Origin of the sequence: Lactococcus sp. S47, assembly GCF_016517475.1 — a bacterium.
GTDB lineage: Bacteria > Bacillota > Bacilli > Lactobacillales > Streptococcaceae > Lactococcus > Lactococcus lactis.
On the sequence record NZ_JACVUB010000001.1, the window covers coordinates 482,223 to 501,446 of the forward strand.

Below are 19,224 nucleotides of genomic sequence, written 5' to 3' on the forward strand. Positions count from 1 at the left end.
GTTAATCTTTTACAAAATAAATCTATAAATAATATTTTTATTTTTTATTTTCAATTACCTAGTTCAATTGCCCTATCAATTATATTTTAACTGATCCTATCTGCTCTGTATCCCTGTTTTTCTTATCATAATAAGAACCGTTTTTCCCTTTTGATTTTGCGATATACAAATTGTTGTCTACATATGAAATTGCTTGTTCCATATTCATACCTTCTCTAATTTCTGATATTCCTGCAGAAATAGTAACATTAATCTCATAAGAGTCCTTATTAAATCTAGCAACTGAAATTTTTCTTACAATCTGATCCATAACTTTTTTTATTTCACTTCCTGATCTATTTCTAAAAATTAAAAAGAATTCGTCACCACCATACCTAAATAATTGACCGTTCTCCTCAACTTCTCTTAAAAATTTTTCAACTAAGTAACATATTTCTCTTAAAACATAATCTCCCGAATTATGTCCAAATGTATCATTAATTTCTTTAAAATGATCTACGTCGAAAATAACTAAGGAGTATTTCTTTACTCTGTCACTCTTAGTAATTTCTTCCATTACTTCCTCAAATTTTCTTCTGTTATAAACATTTGTTAATGCATCAATATATGTATATTTTTTAAACTTAGAATAATCTTCCACAATAGAAGATATTATTGAAAATAAAAATTTAGAAAAAAGTAAGATCATAAAAGTTTTAAAAAAAACACCGATTGAGTATATTAGGTTGAATGGAAACTTAGATATCGATAACATGATATCCGAGAACCAAATACTAAAACTTATTAATGCTATATTAAACATACTATCCATTAGGGAGGCTTTATACTTGGATATTACATACAATGTTAACCAAAAAGTTATTAGAGAAATCCCTATAAATATAATAGATTTGATATTCAAACCATAACTAAACGCATAAAATAAGCAAAAACCCAGCAACAAAGGAATGACAGTAAATTCTATAAATTGATATGAAGAAACTATGAAATAGTCAACAGCAATTGCGATAAATAAAAGAGAGACATCGCTGAGTAAATATCCATACTCAGAGACTTGATTTATTTCAATATACAGCATTTTCAAAATGAAAATCCAAAGGGCAAAGTTGCTAGAGTATAAGAGGTAGGCGACATATTTATTAACATTTAGCTGATTTTTATAAATAATATTTTTAGATATATATATTCCGCCTAAAATGCTTGGAATCAAAAACAATTTTATAAAAAAATGATTACCTAGAACTTCGTTAATATAATTCAATAATCATCTCCAAAATAATCAAAAAAATGAGGGCAATCATACAAATAAGTTTGTTGCTTCCACTCTGCTGGAAATATTTGAATTACCTCTTCTTCCTCGACACCCTCTATTACTATCTCTTTACCAAGAAAACCTATTGTATTAACAACAGAAAAAAGAAATTTTTCTAATTCCTTTTGAGATAATACTTTTTTAAAAGGCAAGGCTGATATTTTTACTCTTGATATAAACTGTTCAATCATAAATAAAGTTTCAAAAGTATTAACTCCTGAAAGAAAATCATCAAAAACAATGGTATAACCTAGATTAAATATTTCCTTAATTATTTCAACTGGAACAAATTCTTCATATGGATTATCCCTATATAATGGTATTCTTTCAGTTAATTCTAATTTTAGATTATCCTTGTATTTAAATTCTCTTAGAAATTCTATAGTTTCTGGGTAGTACAACTCTTGATAATCTATATTTAGAGAATAGATGCACGATTTTCTTTTAAATATATTATTAAGGATTTTACAGATATGAGAAATATATATTTCATGATATTTTCTATTTTCAATAATTTCATAAAACAATTCTTCAGGAAAAATATAACATCCGTCATTTTTTGCACGTAATAACAACTCGTACTCCTTGACTTCTCCATCATTTGGATAACTGATAATCTCTTGCCTAAAAAAAATTAAATCTTTTATTTGTATTTGTTTTTTCACCATTTATGTTCCTTATTTTATGCTTTAACAAAGTTATCACTAATATATAATTATGATATTCGCTTAATTTTACTTGTAGCATTGCTTTAAGGTATTACTATTAAATTTTAGATAAATTTACTAATTGAAAATAATAAATTATTCCAAAGAAAAATACCTTCTAACAAAAGCAAAATTTTCACTCTGCTTTATTTACTCTTTGAATGTTATCTACATTATAATTAATGCCTAAAGAACATTCTGACTTAAGAAGATTTGATAACCATTCCTGATAAACTTTTCCTAATTCCATTTTTTCAATTAATGTTAATTTTTGAAAAAAGGAACTAATGTTTAAACTTTCTGTCTGTGAATCATTACTAATTCCAATTAAGTAATCAGGTGTTACTTCAAAAAAATTTGCTAGTTCAACTAACCTAGTTCCTGATGGTTCTGAACCTTCTTTATAGTTACTTATGGCATTCCTTGAGTAACCTAACTCTCTTTCAATTTGATTTACAGATTTTCCAGTGGCATTTATCAATTTGAACAAACGTTCACTAAATATTTTATTACACGACATCTACTAGTTCTCCTATAGATTAAAAATTAAGTATATTTAATACTACAACTTTTATGGCTAAAGAAGAGTTAAATTTTTACCTCTAAGTTATTACTTTTTTTATATTAAAAAAATATATAGACTACCTATAAAATCTTGTAAATATTCAAAAAAAAGGCTATACTTTATCATATAAAATTTGCAAAATCAATTAGGAATAATATGTTTAAAGTCATTGAAGAATTACCACTAAAAGCTCTCTATTCAAGGGATATTACTATAAAATTAGAAATATTAAATGCCCTATATCGCGAATATAATGGATATACGATTGAATCGCTCTCTCATAAAATTAACGTATCAAAAAAAACGATATATAAATACATTAAAGAATTAAATGAGCTTTCTATTAATTCCTCAGAAAATACGGCCTTTGTCTTAGATTCCGAATCAAATAACTATACCTTTTTGGGAAATAAAATAGAATTTTTAGAATTAAGATATAGAATTTTAGAGTCTTGTGACGCTATTAAACTATTATTAGAGCTAGTTCATGCATCATCTATCAATTTTTTGAATTTTTGTGCGAAATATTATATCAGCGAAAGCACCCTAAAAAATATTATTCGAAAAATAAATTACATATTTAAATTTATAGATATCAGACTTAGTGTGAAAAAAAATGAAATTTTTTTAAACGGTAATGAAGTAATCATTCGTTATTGTTTTACTAGCATTCTGTGGCGAATATACAATGGTTTAAAATTTCCATTTGAATTGATGGATAAAGAAATTATTCAAAAATTGAAAGGCGACTTATTCAAGAATCTCCCCTTGAGTATCTCTGAAGGCAGAAAAAATCTATTTTTATATCTATTACTTGTAAATGCAACAAGAGCTCATAACAATAAACTTTCAAGTTCTTTATTCCCTAATTTTTATAAAGAATTAACTGGGAAATCTGATATTTTAGTTAAATTAGCAGCAACATTGCATAATTATTTTAAATTAAGTACTGTAGAATTAGAATTTAATCTAATTCTTTTATACACTTTTCCAGAATTCTATCAGTTTGAAGATAAACTCTTTTATACTTTGAATATTTTAGAAAAAAAAGCTCCTTGTACTTTTTATAATATTATCTCTTTTTTAATTTTTATAAAAAAAAAACATCCAACATGGGATATTAATTCTGAAAACGGAAGAAATTTATTATCGCATATCATATCCTCTTATATCTCCGTATTCCTATTTAAGCACGCATACTTTAATTTGCAGGATTTAAATTTACTTAAATTTTCTTATGATAACTTCCCAACGTTATTACCCACTATACAAAAAAATATAGTTAGGTCAACTTCTAATACACAAGAAGGAATTATAAAATCATTAACGTTTAGGCTTACTCAAGCATATCTTGTAGAATTTTCACCAATGGATTTTGAACCTGAAATAAATATTATGCTTATAACTGACTCCCCTCCATTTGTTGAGAAAGGAATTATATTAAAGTTAAATTCTATATTAGCTACTAAATATAACATTAAAATTAGTACAGAAATCTCAAATTTGAATCAAACAGATTTAATCATTTCAACCGGTTTATATGTAAACTTGTATAGTGAAAGCACTTCTCAAATTCCAAAAGTATTCATATTTCCACAAATTGAAGAAAGAGATAAATTTGAAATATTAGAAGCTTGCAAAATAATTCATGAAAAAAAAATAAATCTACTTGATATACTCAATTAAATCTAGAAAATGGATATAATATGCTAGTTTTATATACTGAATAATATCTCCGTTCAACTTTTTTAGGATTTATAGTTTTATCTAATATTTCTTGTATTTTATAGACATCCTAGTTAGTTTGAAGTCTTCACATTAAAATTACCATCTATAAGGAAAAATCCTATGATAAACATCTTTAGCAAAAATTTATTTATTCCTATTTTAAATTTATTGGCAAATATTAGTATTATTCTACCCTTTGCTATCTATTTTGAAATTTATAGCCAGAATGGTAAGGGTTATTATTATCTTATTCCTTTACTTCTCATTTATTGTTTAAGAGGATCAGGAGTATTTTTAGGTCCAATTCTAAAAAAAACTAACCAACAACTTCTAATACTATCAATAGTTTTTGAAATTTTGGGATATATAATTTCTTGCTTTTATATTACAAGTCCTATGTTTTTAGTATTGGGTGGAATATTTTTAGGTATTGCATCTAGTTGGGGGTGGCCCTACTTTTTATCAATACGTGAACTGCCTTATTTCAAAATAAAAAAGAATGATTGGATTAAAAGTGGTCTATTATTAGTTATAATATTATTGACCTTCTGGATTTCTTACAATACTAAAATATATTGTTTTATTTTTATATTGTTATCCTTTTTATATTTATCTGTCCTTATACCACTTAGCCATACACTTAATACTAATAAAAATCTTATAAGTGTGACTGTTTCAACTAGTACAAAACTTTTTACACAACTTTTTTTGTTCCTTCTACTACTTTCTCTCCTATTTATCGAAAGATACGCTAGGGCAATATATATTGAGTCATCAGTTATAGTAGCATTATTATTGGTTAGTATAATAATCTTTTTAGTGCTAAGGCATTTATACAAAGAAAAGATTAATACTCCATATATGATACCTGCTTCTGTCCGAGGATTTATAATGTCTTTTGTATTATTCTATACTCCTTTTTATAGTTTATCTTACCTAGGTCAAAAACAAATTTTTTTAATATATTGTCTTTATCTACTAGGCTTTGAAATTGGGAGTATTTTTTTTAAAATTATTGGTTCTTACCTTTATTATATTTGTATTTTTGGTCTACTTCTGACATTGAATTCCTTCTCATTTCTCATTGGGATTTTTATTTGTTCTGTTTTTTTGGGACTACAAAATAATAGAATTAACACAATTTATGGCAAAATATATATGCAAGACTCAAATATTTTTATAAAAAAATATCAATTTTCTTCCATTGGTTCGTTTTTCTTCCAATTTACATACATGTTAATGATAGGGTTTTTATCGATATACAACAATCAAGAGATACTTAATTTTTTTGTACCAGCAAATGGTACAAAAAGCTTAAGGACTCAGGAAAATATTGTCCATTTCATTCTCATCGGAATATCTTTAATATGTATCCTTAAAGCTCGTAAAGAAGATCATAAGTATGATTAGTTGACTATAAAAGTTGTAGGCATTCACATTTACTTTTCTCTCGATTTTTACCAAATCTCTCACGATAAGAGAGTGAGAAACAATATAACTCCTACTATAAATTTTTTTCATTCTTCTTTTGTAAATATTTTAATAATTTTTATCTTTCTTAAGTCCTAAAGGTTTCTCCATAATCGTATCAGGTAACAATTTTGCAAGCTCAAATCCTGTATTAATTTTTGAATAAATGGAACAGACTACAAAGATATTTTTGTTAGAAAATTTGACCATTTTTGATTGACCTGATGAGGCTGGAATGTGATGATGGCCATGAATGGCTCCAATAATATTAAAATCTTCGAATAAACTTAATATCCCCCTATGAGCACATTTATAAGATTTGTTATAGGAGCTGCTCTTTGGTGAAAGCATGCTTAATTCATTAAATAATGGAGCATGAGAAACAACTACTGTTGGAATTTGTTTATCTTGAGCAAGAAGTCTTTTCAGTTCAATAGCAATAAAATTTTGCAGTTCTTTCTTTCGCTTTGCAAGAGCCACTGGTATGGTTAAGCCAATATAACGTACTCCCTCATAAATTACCGATTCATTATTTAATATCTTCATTTTGGGATAATTTTGCGCTAACTCCTCTTTTATGAGTTCATAAAAGGAATTATCCCCTATTGGTAATTTTGGCCATGCCTGATCTGGGTCTAAAACTAAATCCTTAAACCATTCTTTTTCTCTAAAATCATCCCATTGACTTTTAGAAAAAACTTTTTGGTCTGAAAGAATATCTGATAACTCATGATTTCCAATAACATAAATTCCTTGTATTTTTGAATCTGAAACTACAGAATCAGAGATATTTCCTACTAAAATATTGAAGTTAGGATTAGAGAAAGGAAGTTTTCCATCCTGACTATCAATATCTGAAATAACATTAATTTTATTATTATCTTCAGTAGAATGAACATTTTCAAAGTACTGCTCAAGGTCTTTAGGATTTTGACTATGTGCAACATAATTTTTCCGTAAATTCCTCAATTGATTACCCACATTTGATTTCAGTAGTGGTTTGGTCACCACTTCTTTAATAGGTTCAGCAATTTGAATGTTTTCAATTTCTACTTTAAGTGGGGCAGGAAGATTTTCTAAACCAACTTTCAAATCTGACTGACTTGAAAGTGCTAAATTCTTGCTTTGATCAAGATAAACATTTTCTTTTGGTTGTTCATGGGCAGAATCAAGCAAATGAACATTTTTACCATCCGTTGAAATCGGTAAATTCTGCGTCACTTCAACAACAAATTTCAAGTATTCGGCTAAATAAGGCGAAATTCCAGTTTTTCTATTTTCACTGTGTAAAAATTTTCCAGCCAGATTAGCAGAAAGAGGGCCCGTTTCATCATGTTGCATCATCCTTCCCAAGACTTGCATTTCAAACAAAGGGTCCATAAAAATTTGTTGATAAGCCTGCTTTACTTCATTGGAATCAAGTGCAACTCTTTGTCCTGTTAATTGAAAAATAGATAAAGCCAAATATTTTTTTAGATTATTTTCATGACTTTCAATATATTTTCTTGTTTCATTCGGATGCAAGATTGCTTGAATAGAGGCTTTCTGTATATAATTTCTTCCTGTATCATAAGGAATTGCAGAGTAGATTAAATCCCCTTTACTCTCAATTGCTAAAGATTTGTGATTTAAATTATAAACTAATTGAAAATACTGGCTCTGATAAATAACTTTATTGACTGAACGACGACGATTTTCTGGATAAAGTTCAAATCGACCTTCTAATAAATTTTGACTGATTTCAAGATTATTTTGTTTAATTTCTATCGCAGTTTCTACGGTTTCTTTTCGCTCTTTAGAAATTTCATTTTTAGCCTTCAAGTCATCTAAACCCTTCTATTTTATTAACTAACCTTAATAAATTTAACTCTTTAACATCAGTAAAATTTTATTAGATTTAATTAAAGATTATGTCCTGTTTTTATCTAAATCCATTATATCAGATAAGCAATTTAAAAATGCTTGTAAAATCAATCTTATAAACTAAAAAATAGCTAGTATATGATACTAGCTATTTTTCTAAAATTACCGATAAATCTCCCGACCTTTTTCATCTGGGATACCCGACATTCGATAAAAATAAGTATTAACTTGGTCTCGCCAATTTCTGGCATTTTCCAATTGTAGATTTAAACGTTCAAGCACATTATTATAAGTTGGCTCATCAATTTCTCCAATCAACGACTGCCAACTTTTAAGATATGACTCTACTCGCTCCAGTCCCTCGAAATGCTGGTCATAAATGGTCTGAATCAATGTTTTTCCACTTTTTAAAAGTTGTCCATATTCGACATAATGGAAAAAAAGTAGAATTTCATCTGGAGTTTGACTTTTATCTTCAAAAATTTTGGCTACTTCCGGGGCATAAAGACTAACATAGCCAGTTCCTGTCGCACTTGTTCGGTCAACTCCAAGACCATTGCGGTCAGCAAAATGATAGGCTCCCCAACGATCATACTCATACCCATTGATGGAAGGGCCATAGTGATAATGAGGAACCATCATTGAACCCACACCAAGTGGTGCATTGTAGAGTTCATAAGTTCGATTAGAATCAATCATGAGCTCAAAAATCTCTTTTCCTACCTCTTCTTTTACTTCTGGAAAAGATAACGCAATCCATTCTTGCAAAATCTTAGCTGCTGTTAAATCATTGTTCCAACCCATTCGACCAAAACCATAAAAATTTGCTTGGGCTAGTTTGTTTCCACACCAATTTTCATCCATTCCCACGTTACCAATGGCAACAAAACCTGAGTTTGTCTCTATAGGAGAATTTGCTCTGATTGTGTCCTTTGGCTGACCGTAGTTATCAAAATGAATCATTTCTAACCATTGAGGAAGAACATAGTTCAAGTCAATTTGATGTCCTAAATACTCGGCTGTGATTTGAAATTCCATTAATTGATTAGTTTTTTTAAGTGCTCCAAACAAGGGCATCAAAGGTTCTCTCACTCCAAAATCAATAGGACCAAATTTAATCTGTAAAATTACATTGTCCGCAAAATTACCATCAAGGGGCATAAAGTTTTCATAAGCTGCCTTAGCTCGGTCATTCTTACGAGTCCGCCAATCCGTTTGCGAATTATATACAAAAGTTCGCCAAATGACAATTCCTCCATATTTTTTAAAAGGCTTAGCAAGCATATTGGCTCCGTCCGCATGATTTCGGCCATATTGATAAGGACCAGGTTCACCCTCAGAGTCTGCTTTAACAACAAAACCACCAAAATCAGGAATGACATTATAGATATGGTCAATAGTTTGTTGCCACCATGCAGACACCTTTTCATCCAAGGGATCTGACGTTTTTAGCCCACCGATCAATTTTGGTGCTGCCCAATTAATAGCTAAGAAGGTCTTGATACCAAAAGTCGCAAAAAGTTTAGCAATCTCACCCACTTTTTCAATGTAAGGCGAGATAATCAGGTTTGTTCCCAAAGCTCTAACATTCACATTATTTAGTGAAATTGCGTTAATTCCAATGGAAGAAAGAAAACGAGCGTACATTTCTAAGCGCGTGAAATCATTACGAAAAATATCTGTTCCAATGTCTTTGACAGCAAAGGATCCTGTGTCTGTGTTATCATTTGAACCGAAGCGACCAAAGAAAATAGACTCACCAGCATAACCACGCTCAATAGTACCATCCACTTGGTCCCAGTGATTTATCATCCGCAAAGCTTGATTAGGTGCTGATTTTTCAGATAATTTGGCCCCTGTTAGTTTTAAACGCAAATAAGCATAAAATCCATAAAGCAAACCAACTGACGAAGCACCAATAATCTCATTTTCTCTGATTTCATAAGCTTCTAAATTATCATCCAGATCACTTTTTACTGACAAGACCACTGTTGCTTTTGACTTTTCTCCTGTCAGTTGACAGCCTAACCATTCACTGATTTCTGAGCGCAAACGAAGCGTAATTTTATCTTCAAATGCCACATCAACATAAAAAATCTCTTTGGCCAGTCGTTCTTTCAAGACTGAAGACTTCAGCCACATTTCATCAATCGTCATTTTCTCCCTTTCTTATCTAAACTTACTGTCAAATACCTTTAAAACCAACTTTTTTCCGTTTATCCCTTGAGTAGTAGATATAAGCTTCATCATTAAGTTGAGTCCCCAAAAGCTCAGGAATCGATTTAAAAGTAAACTCCTCTTCTTGTAGGTAATCTAAAATAGCAGACAAAGCAAAAACATCAGCTTCTTGAAAATCATGCATCAAGACAATATCGCCATCTTTAGCATTATGGATAGCTTCAAAACATTTAGCCGGATCACCATGATCCCAACTCATTGTATCCAAAGACCAACAGATTATCGGACGATTAATGAGAGATAAAGTATGAGTATCACAATCCCCAAATGGTGGACGAACAAAATCAAAAGTCAAACCTGTCAGTCGATAAAAGAGGTCATCAGTCTTTTTAAGCTCTGTCAAAACTTCTTTTTCCGATAAGCCAGTCAAATGAGGATGACTATATGTGTGATTTCCAAAAGTAAAAAGTTCATTTTCTACTGCTACTTTCATAATTTCAGGATAATCTGCCATATGCTCACCCCAGATCATGAAAGTTGCTGGAATTTGTCGCTTTATGAGTTCGTCATGCACCCAAAGCGTCCTTGCTCCCCAAGGCCCATCATCAAAAGTTAGGGCAATTTCTTTTGTCACTCTCTTCTCCTTTCATGACCACTCTTTTTGATAATTTCCAGATAAAGCAAGAAGAGCAAAAAAGTAAAGGAGATTATCATAATAACGATACTTCCCTCTTCTAAGCTTCAAATTCCAGAAGTATTTGAGGTATTTCAAAGCTAAAGTGGAATTAAACTCATTGGTGACAAGTGAGGCTTGAGCTAAAGTTGACCAAAGACCAATCGGATGATGAACTTTTAGCGGCGGGAAGCCTTCCGCGGTCTGTTCTTCTTTCCTTAAAGGCTGACCATCAATTTTAAAAACAGGAATTTCTTCATCATTTTCAAGATAAGGCTCAAAGAATTTTTGGATATTTACGGCAATCTGACTTTGTCCAATCTCTTCGTGCTCCCAAAGCCAATCCAAGCCAATATTGGCAACCGTCCGATAAGCATCACTAAAGAAAGTCCAATCACCATCAATATCATAAGGTTTTCCCTCATAATCCGCATATTCTGGTGTCAATCCAGTCTTAGCATTTGCTGATTTAAGCCAAAACTTACGAGCTTCCTCTTCAGCTTTGAGAAAGAAAGCTGAGTCTTCTGGATTGCCATATCTGGCATAAAGCTGATAGAAATGAGGTAAATGATAAGAAGGGTCAGTCATATGAAGATGAGCCACAAACTTAATATAGGTATTTTCTGGTTCAAACATAGGATAGCCATCTTGATTTTCACCTTTATGAACCATCACATGAAGTAAAACCCTCGCTTCATCCCCATATTCTTTGATTTTCCATCTCTTTTCAGCCAGTAATAATGCTGCCGCAAAATATTCTTCTCCATCTGGAGCTGGACCGTCACTATTAGCTTGACCATTTGGTGCACAAGACCAGATAAAATATCCCTCGTTTTCATGACCTTTAGGTACTGTCATATAGGTTTTCACCCATTTCCATAACTGAGAAAATATTTTTGGTTTGTCCAACTGCAAAGCAATCATCATCCCATAAGACATTCCTTCCGTTCTGACATCATCATTGCCCGTATCAACAATATATGACATATCATCTTCTTCAAAATAAATACGTTCAGGAGAAGCTTGACCAAAGAGCGTTTCAAAGACATGCTCTAGTTTCTTGTCGATTTCTTCTTTTGGTGCAACTTTTAGTAATAAGTTTTCCATGTTACCCCTTAACACCTCCTGCATTTCCACCGCCTATAATAAAGCGTGAAAGTAGCAAGTAAGCGAGAATAGTAGGCGCAATTGCAATCGAAACGCCGACATATACCGCTCCCCATTCTACGACGTGACCACCACCACCATTTGCGGTTAATACCTGTATTTGCATCGGTAAGGTATATAGTTTTTGATTAGTGATCAAAATTAATGGCATCATAAAGTTATTCCAAGAGAAAATAAAACCAAAAATACCCATTGTTGCTAAACCCGGTTTCATCATTGGAAGCATAATTCTATGGAAAATTTTCAACTCACTGGCCCCATCTAATCTGGCTGAATCAGCATAATCTTTGTTATAAACTGTACTCATATATTCACAAAGGAAAAAGATGGATGCTGGCGCACATATTGCAGGTAAAATTAATGGAATATAATTATCAAGTAAATTTAACTGAATCATGAATTTATAAAAACCAATCATTGACACTTGCCCCGGTATCATAATCAAAGCAATTATAAAACCATAGATTATTTTCTTTCCTTTAAAATCATAAGCCGTTAAGGCATAAGCTGATAAAGCTGAAAAATAAACAGAAATAGCTGTGGAAGTAATGGAAATAAAAGCTGAATTTCCCATTCCTTGCCACATATTCATCCCATAACCTTTTAATATTTGTAAATTATGAGCCAAAGAACTTCCTGGTAAAAGTGAAACACCTGAAGTAATTTGGACTAAAGAGCGCGTGGAATTCACTAACATATAAATAAATGGAATTAAACTTAATAAAGTCAGGATTCCAAAAAAGATGTAAATCAATGTTCGACGTGCTCTTAATTGCTTACTCATACTTTTAGGTTCCATTATTCTTCACCTCCAATATTTACTCTTTCTCTAAATCCACGGAACATAAGAATAGAAACAACAGCGGAAATAATCAATAAAAGTACAGAGGCTGCTGAAGCTAAGCCATAATTACGATAAGCAAAGGCTTGATTATAAATAAAGATGGACAGAGTATAAACTCCATTTTGTGGGCCACCTTGGGTCATAATAAAAGGAATATCAAAGACCTGCAAACCACCAATAAAGCTAGTAACAAAGGTATAAAGTACAATGGGTCTCAGTAAAGGCAAAGTAATTCGTCTAAATATTTGACCATCACTAGCTCCATCAATTCGAGCTGCTTCAAAAAGTCCCTCATCTATTGATGTAATCCCTGCAATATAAACAATCGAGGTTTGACCATACCACATCCAAAATTGAATGAAGATTACAATCCCTCTTGTCCCCCAAACCGATTGAAAGAAATTAAAAGGATGATTAATGAGATGCAAATTTTGTAAGAGTAGATTTGCAAGACCTGTTGGATAGCCAAATATCCCACCAAATAAGGCTGCAATAGAAGCTGCCATTATCATGTTTGGTAAATAAAATACTGTTTTAAAAAAGCCACTTCCTTTTAAATTTAGTTTTCTATTCGTCCACCAAGCTGCTAAAATTAAAGCTAAAAGCACTTGCGGAATAAAAGTAAAAATCCAAAGCATTACTGAATTACCCAGTGCTTTCATAAAAAGCGGAGTGCTTGTCAGTAATGTTATAAAGTTCTGTAAGCCAACATTAGTTGCATCTGAAAAAGATTGCCAACCATTCATACTGGTAAAACTAATCGCAATTGAATAAATCATTGGATAAAGTGTAAAAAGTAAAAATCCCACAAAAAATGGAATTAAGAAATAATAACCAAAACGATTATATTTCTCGAAATTTGATTTTTTCTTTCGAATACTCTTTTTAGTGTTTTCCATTTTATCTCCTTACTATAAAAAGAGAAGCAAACATAGTCCTTGCTTCTCTTATGTTTTCTAAATTTACTTATTTCACTTCAATATTAGGATAGGCAGACTTAACATCTGACTTGAATGTATCGAGTGCTTTAGATTTAGTGACTTTTCCTGTAGCATAAGGGTTAACAACATCATTAATCCAAATTGATTGAATACTTTGGTCATATTGTGTTTGATTTTTACCATTAATGGTATCTGCAACTTTTGACCAAACAGGATAAGGATTTTGTCCACCAATCAAACTGACCTTTGCATCTTTACCTTGTTCTTTATTGATTGCTTTCACTGAGCCAAAGTCATTTTGTGTTTTGACATCCCATGTTTGGAATTCTTTGTTTGTTCCCATATAAACTGCGAGTGCTGAAGCTGCATCAGCATTTTTAGAACCTTGAACTCCTGCAAGCCAAGTGCCACCCCATGAATAAGACACCGGCCCTTCTGTCACGCGCCATGCTCCAGCTGTATCCTTAGCATAGTTTTTTAACCAATAAAAGAGGCCCCAAGATGGCATTGCATAAGCCCCAATTTTGTTAGATGAAATTCCACCATACCAGTCAGGAGTTTGAGGGGTTGTATTTTGACACCAACCTTCTGAAACAGCTTCTTTCATCAAATCTAATGAATCAGTCATTGAACTATCAATTTTAAGTTTATTATCAATCACCCAACCATCTTTTCTTGCACCAATAACTGGATTATAAATTTCTTCAAGTGAGCTAAAAAGATAAGCTTGTCCACCAGATTTTTCTTTGATTGTTTCGCCAGTCTTCTTAATTGCATCCCAACTAGACAAAGCTTTCTGAGCAGAAGCTACGTCATTTGGAGCAATACCTAAATATTTTTGGAAAACATTAGTATTATAGTAGTAAGCCCCCGGAGCTGCTTGATAAGAAACTGCTACTTGTTTTCCTTTGCTATCTTTCCCCATATCAAGCGTATATTGATAATTCCCTTTGGCGGCTGAAGCAACTCCGTAATCTCCAAGATTTGTTAATTTACCTGATTGAACATATTTTTCAACGAAACCGGCATCTAACGCCACCATATCTGGCGCTTTATCTGTTCCCAAAACAGAGTCTAGTTTTGTTTGAAAGTTAGCATAGGGAACAACAACTTGTTTGATGGTAAGGTTTGGTTTTTCCTTTTTTAATTCATCAATCTGTGGTTGCATCGTAGTAAATGACCATAATGTAATAGTCTGTTTTTTGTTCAAATCAGCATTGCCAGCAGATTTTTTCGAACTACTTGTACTTGTACCACAAGCAACTAGGGTTACAGTTGCAAGTAAAGCAACAGAGCCAAGGCAAAGCTTTTTCCAATTTTTTGCGAGATTCATTTTGTTTTTCTCCTATTATGAGTTTTCTTATTGAATATTTAATTCGAAGGGAGAAGCTGGATATCCCTCTTCATTCCAAATAAATGCTTGCGGAGCATTGCTCCAGTTGTACCTGATTTTCGCATCAGGTTGAAGTGATAAGGTTGCAGGAAGCTCTAAAATAATTTGTTCCTCAACTTGACGATAGTCTCTTACTTTATAACTATGCCTTCCTTGAAAAAGTTCAAAATCCTTATTTTTCTCAACGTTAAATTTTTTTCCAAAAGTTTCAAATGAAAGGATAATGACATTCTTTTTGGCTTGTATAGCCTCTTTAGCAAGAGGACCTACACAATAACCATTTGGGAATAATTTAACATTGTGATAAGCGTTTAGTAGTTTATGAGCGACATCTTTTTTATTTAAAGGGTGGAGGTCATCATCTTCTCCATCTCCGATTGTCACGACCATGGCTGTTCGTGATATTTTTAGACACTCTTTTTGTTCTTCACGAAGTCTTGCCCAATCTGCCTCTTTTTCAGTATCACAATTTGGTAATTGGACATAAAGAAAAGGTAAATTTGGTTGCTTAAAAAGTTTTCGCCAACTTTCGATCAATTCGCGAAAACGTGGGCCATAATTTTGCGGACTACCTGCATCACTTTCACCCTGATACCAGAGAATAGCTGCAAACTTTAACTTTTGCAAAGTTGCTATCATACCATTGTATAAACCAGTTGGTTCATAATTAATAAAGTATTCCTTATGACGTTCAGGCAATGTACTGCTCCGCCTAATTTTCCAGCCATGATTTAAATCTAGACGATTCTCTCCAACTAAGAGAATATGAGGCTTACTATGAGTTATTCCACCAGGAGCATTATAAATTTTAAGGCGAATTACAATCATAAAACTTTTTCTTAACTTAGATATTTTGTAATTTCTAGATGGATACTTGTAGTCAGTATTGCCTATTTTCTTTCCATTGACATAGATAACATCAGCATCAGTCATTGTTCCAAAGCGCAACTCCCCCTCCTTTCCAATAAATCTATCTGGAATTTGAAGTCTTTTTCTTAACCAAAGTGTACCTGGAAAAGTATATTTTTCATTCCAAGTCTCACTTAATGAAATTTCAGGCCAATTCCTATCATCAAAGTTAGGGTCTTGCCAAGATTGATGTAAACCTTCATCTGTTTCTTCGCAAAGTTTCTGATAATTGTCTTGATAGAACTTATCAAGATTTTGAATTTCTTTTAGATATTCTTTATTTTTTAAAGCATTATAGGATGGTGGAAGAGAATTAAATTTGGTTAAAGACTCTTCACTCAACCAAGCATTAAGCGGTGTCCCACCTGCTGCTGTAGCAATCAAGCCTATTGGTACGCCATCTTCTGAAAATTTTTCTTTAGCAAAAAAATAGCCTATTCCTGACAAATTCTTTAAATCTTCGCCAACTGCTCTTTTCCATTGTCCTGAAGTTAATTCTGTTTTTATGTTATTGAAAGAAGGTTCTTGTGGTACCTCAAAATAACGAATCAAAGGATTTTTGGCTTGTTTTATCTCGTTAGGATAGCGGGTTTTGAGACGTTCCATCCAAAGTTGCATATTTGATTGACCACCAAGCAGGAATACATCACCAAAACAAATATCTTTAAGAACAATTTTGGCATCAGCTGTTGAAATTTTAAAGTCAATGCTCTCACTTACTTCGTGTGCTGGAAGAATAATATCGAAATAGCCTTTTTCATCAGATTTAGTTTTTAATAGTATTTCCTCATAAGATAATGTGACTTCCTGTTCTGAACCCGTGTATCCCCAAAAATGATTCTTTTGATTTCTTTGTAAGATTGCACCATCTCTTAGAAGATATGGAATAAAGATAGATGATTTCATGGTTTATCTCTTTCGTTTATTACAAAACTTATATACAAGTTTTTATCTAAAAATAAATATAGCGCTTTCACGGTTTGGTTTTCTGATTTTTCTTACGATGTGAACTGGGAAATGTTGTGTTTATTGTTCCGTTATTATTGATTTTTATTATAATAAACAAAAATGTAAAACTAAAAAGAGAACAAAATTTATTTTGCTCTCTTTTTGATTAAATATTTTATTAAAATACTTTTTATTTTTGATAAACTTTATAGGAAGTAGCTTCCAAATTAAATGTCTCACTGCTCACAGGACCTTCAAATATTTTAATTTTGCATTCTCTTGTTTTTATATTTAAATCATAAACTCTATAAATAAAATAATTTGCATTTTTCGAAGTTGATGCTTTTATTTCGTTTCTGGACATCTCAAATCCATCTGAAAATTTACTTGTAGAAGTTTTCACTTCTATGTAACACTCTTCTCCAAGCTCATTCCAACACCGAATATCATAACCTAATCCATCTCCTTCAACTTTAGATACGTGAATCGGTGGTTTATTATTATTTTTTTTTGCCTTTTTAATAAGAAGTTCAAATACAATTGCTTCTCCGAGTGCGCCTATTTTTTGTCTTTGCTTTTGAATACTTTCAAAGTCAATTTGTTTTGCAATAAATTTAGTTGATTTTTTTCTTTTAGAGTGGGTTGTGTTATCTTCTTCATAGGAAATAGTAAAACCTTTTTCGACAAAAGTTTTAATTTCTTCTTCAGATATTTTTTCGTCTTCAGAGGCAGTACCTTCAGCAGGAACGCATTGGACAGCATTTACTAATTTTTCGAATTCATCAATTTTTATTTCATTCATTCCATACTGATTCCAGAAATTCGCCCAATTGTTCGATTTTTTCTTTTTACTACTCCATTTAAAACTTTCTATAAAATCGTCCCCTTGTTTAATGGGTGGTTCAATATTAAAGGAATGTGTTATCAATGCCCTTACATTTCCATCTTCATCTGGTTTAGAAATCTGTTCGACATATCCTCCAGCGTAAATCTCAAACTTCTTATCTTTCGATAGTTTACTTGGATGACGGTTAAGAACAAAAGCTCCCTCTTTTAGACGATTATAACGTTTGATGTTCCAGCCATAACTTGTTTGATCATCAGCATATTTTAATCTTCCTTCTTCGATTTTACCATGATCGAGAATAAAGGCTTGTTGTTTCTCTTGCTTTTTCGGAAGAATTTTATCTATTTCAGTCATCGCATCCCTTTCAAATTCATCAAAAGATTAATTTTTTGTTAGTCAGTATTATATAAATACCATTATATCAAATAAATAAACTTTTTTTGTGAGACCCATAACAAACATAATCTTTTTATTAGAACAGTTAAAACTTGTAGTTTTGAAAATGATAGCAGATGTTAGTTTTATGCTAAAATTAATTAAAAATAACTTCCTGATGGGGAACTTTCATGGCATCTACTCTAAAACGTATTTTTTCTGATAAAACTTTTTTATTTACTTTCGCTCTAGCGCTACTTTCTTTAATTTTTGGGACGGTCAGAGCTTCTGATATTGATTTGAAAACCATTTTGGCTCTTTTGAGCTTGATTATTCTTATTTCTATTTTTGAAATTCTTGGTATTTTAAAATATTTTGCGGCCTTTATTATTGATAAATGTCAAAACTTGAGACAAGTGGCTTTAGTGGTGCTACTCTTGTCTTTCTTTGGTTCGATGTTTTTTACAAATGATGTGGCGATTTTAACTTTGGTGCCGATTATTTTTAATATTGACCGAAAGGTGAAGTTACCTAAAATCGGCTTGATTAGTTTGATGACTATTTATGCCAACTTAGGTAGTGCAATTACTCCTATTGGTAATCCTCAAAATTTGTATTTGGTTTCTTATTATCATTTAAAGCTTTTAGAATTTTTCAAACTCTCCATACCTTTAGGATTGGTCAGCTTATTGACTTTATTTTTATGTGCCTTATTATTTTCAAAGAGAGCTGTCAGCCAGATAGAAAACAAGGCATTTTCTATCAAAAGACGAGATCTTTACTTGTTAGGATTCACGACCTTAATTGTACTTTTGGGCGTATTAGCTTTGATTCATGTTTGGATTTCTTTAATTGCAAGCTTGGTCTGTGCTTATCTTATCGAGAAAAAAGTTTATCAAGAAGTGGATTATGGAATCATCTTAACTTTTATCAATTTCTTTATTATTGTTGGTGCACTTGGGCGTATTCCTTTGATTCATGATTGGCTTCATCAGCTGATGAATAATGACCTCTCTATTTTCTTTACCTCAATCTTATCTAGTCAGGTCATCAGCAATGTTCCTGCTGCTGTCTTACTATCAAAATTTACCAGCCAGCTTTCTCCTTTATACTTGGGAGTGACAATCGGTGGTTTAGGAACTCTAGTGGCTTCTTTGGCTAACTTGCTAGCCTTAAGGCAATATCAATTGAATGTTAAAGACAAATCTACCTTGAAATTTTTCGGCCTTTTTACGCTTTTAAATTTTCTTTATCTACTTGTTTTTATCGGGATTGGGATTTTGTTTCTTCGATAATATTGATAA

15 protein-coding genes are annotated in these 19,224 nt (G+C 31.7%); 3 read left to right on the forward strand and 12 right to left on the reverse strand.

The features are described from left to right. Positions 1–79: 79 nt before the first annotated feature. The 3 genes from IAE52_RS02240 to IAE52_RS02250 form a co-directional block, all read right to left on the reverse strand. Entirely contained in the window at positions 80–1,261 is a 1,182-nt protein-coding gene (locus tag IAE52_RS02240) for a GGDEF domain-containing protein (protein WP_109990987.1), read from the reverse strand. After that, positions 1,258–1,980 (reverse strand): EAL domain-containing protein, encoded by a 723-nt coding sequence (locus tag IAE52_RS02245; RefSeq protein WP_187398353.1) that lies wholly within the window; start codon positions 1,978–1,980, stop codon positions 1,258–1,260. The genes IAE52_RS02240 and IAE52_RS02245 overlap by 4 nt, the downstream gene beginning before the upstream one ends. Before the next feature lie 175 nt (positions 1,981–2,155). Then, complete coding sequence (locus IAE52_RS02250) at positions 2,156–2,539, reverse strand: helix-turn-helix transcriptional regulator (protein WP_109990988.1); 384 nt, start codon at positions 2,537–2,539, stop codon at positions 2,156–2,158. 201 nt (positions 2,540–2,740) lie between these two features. Here IAE52_RS02250 and IAE52_RS02255 point away from each other — a divergent pair, with 201 nt between their 5' ends. Next, complete coding sequence (locus IAE52_RS02255) at positions 2,741–4,270, forward strand: helix-turn-helix domain-containing protein (protein ID WP_200136651.1); 1,530 nt, start codon at positions 2,741–2,743, stop codon at positions 4,268–4,270. Positions 4,271–4,432: 162 nt separating this feature from the next. Beyond that, entirely contained in the window at positions 4,433–5,722 is a 1,290-nt protein-coding gene (locus tag IAE52_RS02260; protein WP_109990989.1) for a hypothetical protein, read from the forward strand. A 129-nt stretch (positions 5,723–5,851) separates the two neighbouring features. Here IAE52_RS02260 and IAE52_RS02265 read toward each other — a convergent pair whose 3' ends face one another. The 9 genes from IAE52_RS02265 to IAE52_RS02305 form a co-directional block, all read right to left on the reverse strand. Continuing rightward, a complete protein-coding gene (locus tag IAE52_RS02265) occupies positions 5,852–7,603 on the reverse strand; it encodes a metallophosphoesterase (RefSeq protein WP_109990990.1) in 1,752 nt (583 codons plus the stop codon). A 204-nt stretch (positions 7,604–7,807) separates the two neighbouring features. Then, positions 7,808–9,802, reverse strand: coding sequence for an alpha-glucuronidase (locus IAE52_RS02270; RefSeq protein WP_109990991.1), 1,995 nt, complete (start codon positions 9,800–9,802; stop codon positions 7,808–7,810). A 28-nt stretch (positions 9,803–9,830) separates the two neighbouring features. Next, positions 9,831–10,457 (reverse strand): polysaccharide deacetylase family protein, encoded by a 627-nt coding sequence (locus IAE52_RS02275; RefSeq protein ID WP_109990992.1) that lies wholly within the window; start codon positions 10,455–10,457, stop codon positions 9,831–9,833. A gap of 12 nt (positions 10,458–10,469) precedes the next feature. Continuing rightward, on the reverse strand, positions 10,470–11,603 hold the full coding sequence (locus tag IAE52_RS02280; RefSeq protein WP_200136652.1) for a glycosyl hydrolase family 8: 1,134 nt from the start codon (positions 11,601–11,603) through the stop codon (positions 10,470–10,472). 1 nt (position 11,604) lies between these two features. Further along, on the reverse strand, positions 11,605–12,447 hold the full coding sequence (locus IAE52_RS02285) for a carbohydrate ABC transporter permease (protein ID WP_031560090.1): 843 nt from the start codon (positions 12,445–12,447) through the stop codon (positions 11,605–11,607). Between the two features lie 14 nt (positions 12,448–12,461). After that, positions 12,462–13,406 carry a carbohydrate ABC transporter permease gene (locus IAE52_RS02290; RefSeq protein ID WP_109990994.1) on the reverse strand — a complete coding sequence of 315 codons (945 nt, stop codon included), beginning with the start codon at positions 13,404–13,406 and terminating at the stop codon, positions 12,462–12,464. Positions 13,407–13,473: 67 nt separating this feature from the next. After that, positions 13,474–14,781: an ABC transporter substrate-binding protein gene (locus IAE52_RS02295; protein WP_109990995.1), complete on the reverse strand. Its 1,308-nt coding sequence runs from the start codon at positions 14,779–14,781 to the stop codon at positions 13,474–13,476. Positions 14,782–14,808: 27 nt separating this feature from the next. Next, positions 14,809–16,656, reverse strand: a complete 1,848-nt coding sequence (locus tag IAE52_RS02300) for a sialate O-acetylesterase (protein WP_109990996.1) — start codon at positions 16,654–16,656, stop codon at positions 14,809–14,811. Positions 16,657–16,888: 232 nt separating this feature from the next. Next, the gene (locus IAE52_RS02305; RefSeq protein ID WP_109990997.1) at positions 16,889–17,899 is read right to left on the reverse strand and encodes a DUF3883 domain-containing protein; all 1,011 of its coding nucleotides are present in this window, start codon (positions 17,897–17,899) and stop codon (positions 16,889–16,891) included. 212 nt (positions 17,900–18,111) lie between these two features. On the opposite strand from IAE52_RS02305, the gene IAE52_RS02310 reads away from it, so the two are divergent. After that, on the forward strand, positions 18,112–19,215 hold the full coding sequence (locus IAE52_RS02310; protein ID WP_109990998.1) for an SLC13 family permease: 1,104 nt from the start codon (positions 18,112–18,114) through the stop codon (positions 19,213–19,215). The last annotated feature ends 9 nt before the right edge of the window (positions 19,216–19,224 follow it).

Coding starts and splice junctions, on each gene's coding strand:
- IAE52_RS02270 (WP_109990991.1), bottom strand. CDS start 9,802: ATGACGATTGATGAAATGTGGCTGAAGTCTTCAGTCTTGAAAGAACGA.
- IAE52_RS02285 (WP_031560090.1), bottom strand. CDS start 12,447: ATGAGTAAGCAATTAAGAGCACGTCGAACATTGATTTACATCTTTTTT.
- IAE52_RS02310 (WP_109990998.1), top strand. CDS start 18,112: ATGGCATCTACTCTAAAACGTATTTTTTCTGATAAAACTTTTTTATTT.
- IAE52_RS02250 (WP_109990988.1), bottom strand. CDS start 2,539: ATGTCGTGTAATAAAATATTTAGTGAACGTTTGTTCAAATTGATAAAT.
- IAE52_RS02295 (WP_109990995.1), bottom strand. CDS start 14,781: ATGAATCTCGCAAAAAATTGGAAAAAGCTTTGCCTTGGCTCTGTTGCT.
- IAE52_RS02245 (WP_187398353.1), bottom strand. CDS start 1,980: ATGGTGAAAAAACAAATACAAATAAAAGATTTAATTTTTTTTAGGCAA.
- IAE52_RS02300 (WP_109990996.1), bottom strand. CDS start 16,656: ATGAAATCATCTATCTTTATTCCATATCTTCTAAGAGATGGTGCAATC.
- IAE52_RS02255 (WP_200136651.1), top strand. CDS start 2,741: ATGTTTAAAGTCATTGAAGAATTACCACTAAAAGCTCTCTATTCAAGG.
- IAE52_RS02280 (WP_200136652.1), bottom strand. CDS start 11,603: ATGGAAAACTTATTACTAAAAGTTGCACCAAAAGAAGAAATCGACAAG.
- IAE52_RS02290 (WP_109990994.1), bottom strand. CDS start 13,406: ATGGAAAACACTAAAAAGAGTATTCGAAAGAAAAAATCAAATTTCGAG.
- IAE52_RS02260 (WP_109990989.1), top strand. CDS start 4,433: ATGATAAACATCTTTAGCAAAAATTTATTTATTCCTATTTTAAATTTA.
- IAE52_RS02305 (WP_109990997.1), bottom strand. CDS start 17,899: ATGACTGAAATAGATAAAATTCTTCCGAAAAAGCAAGAGAAACAACAA.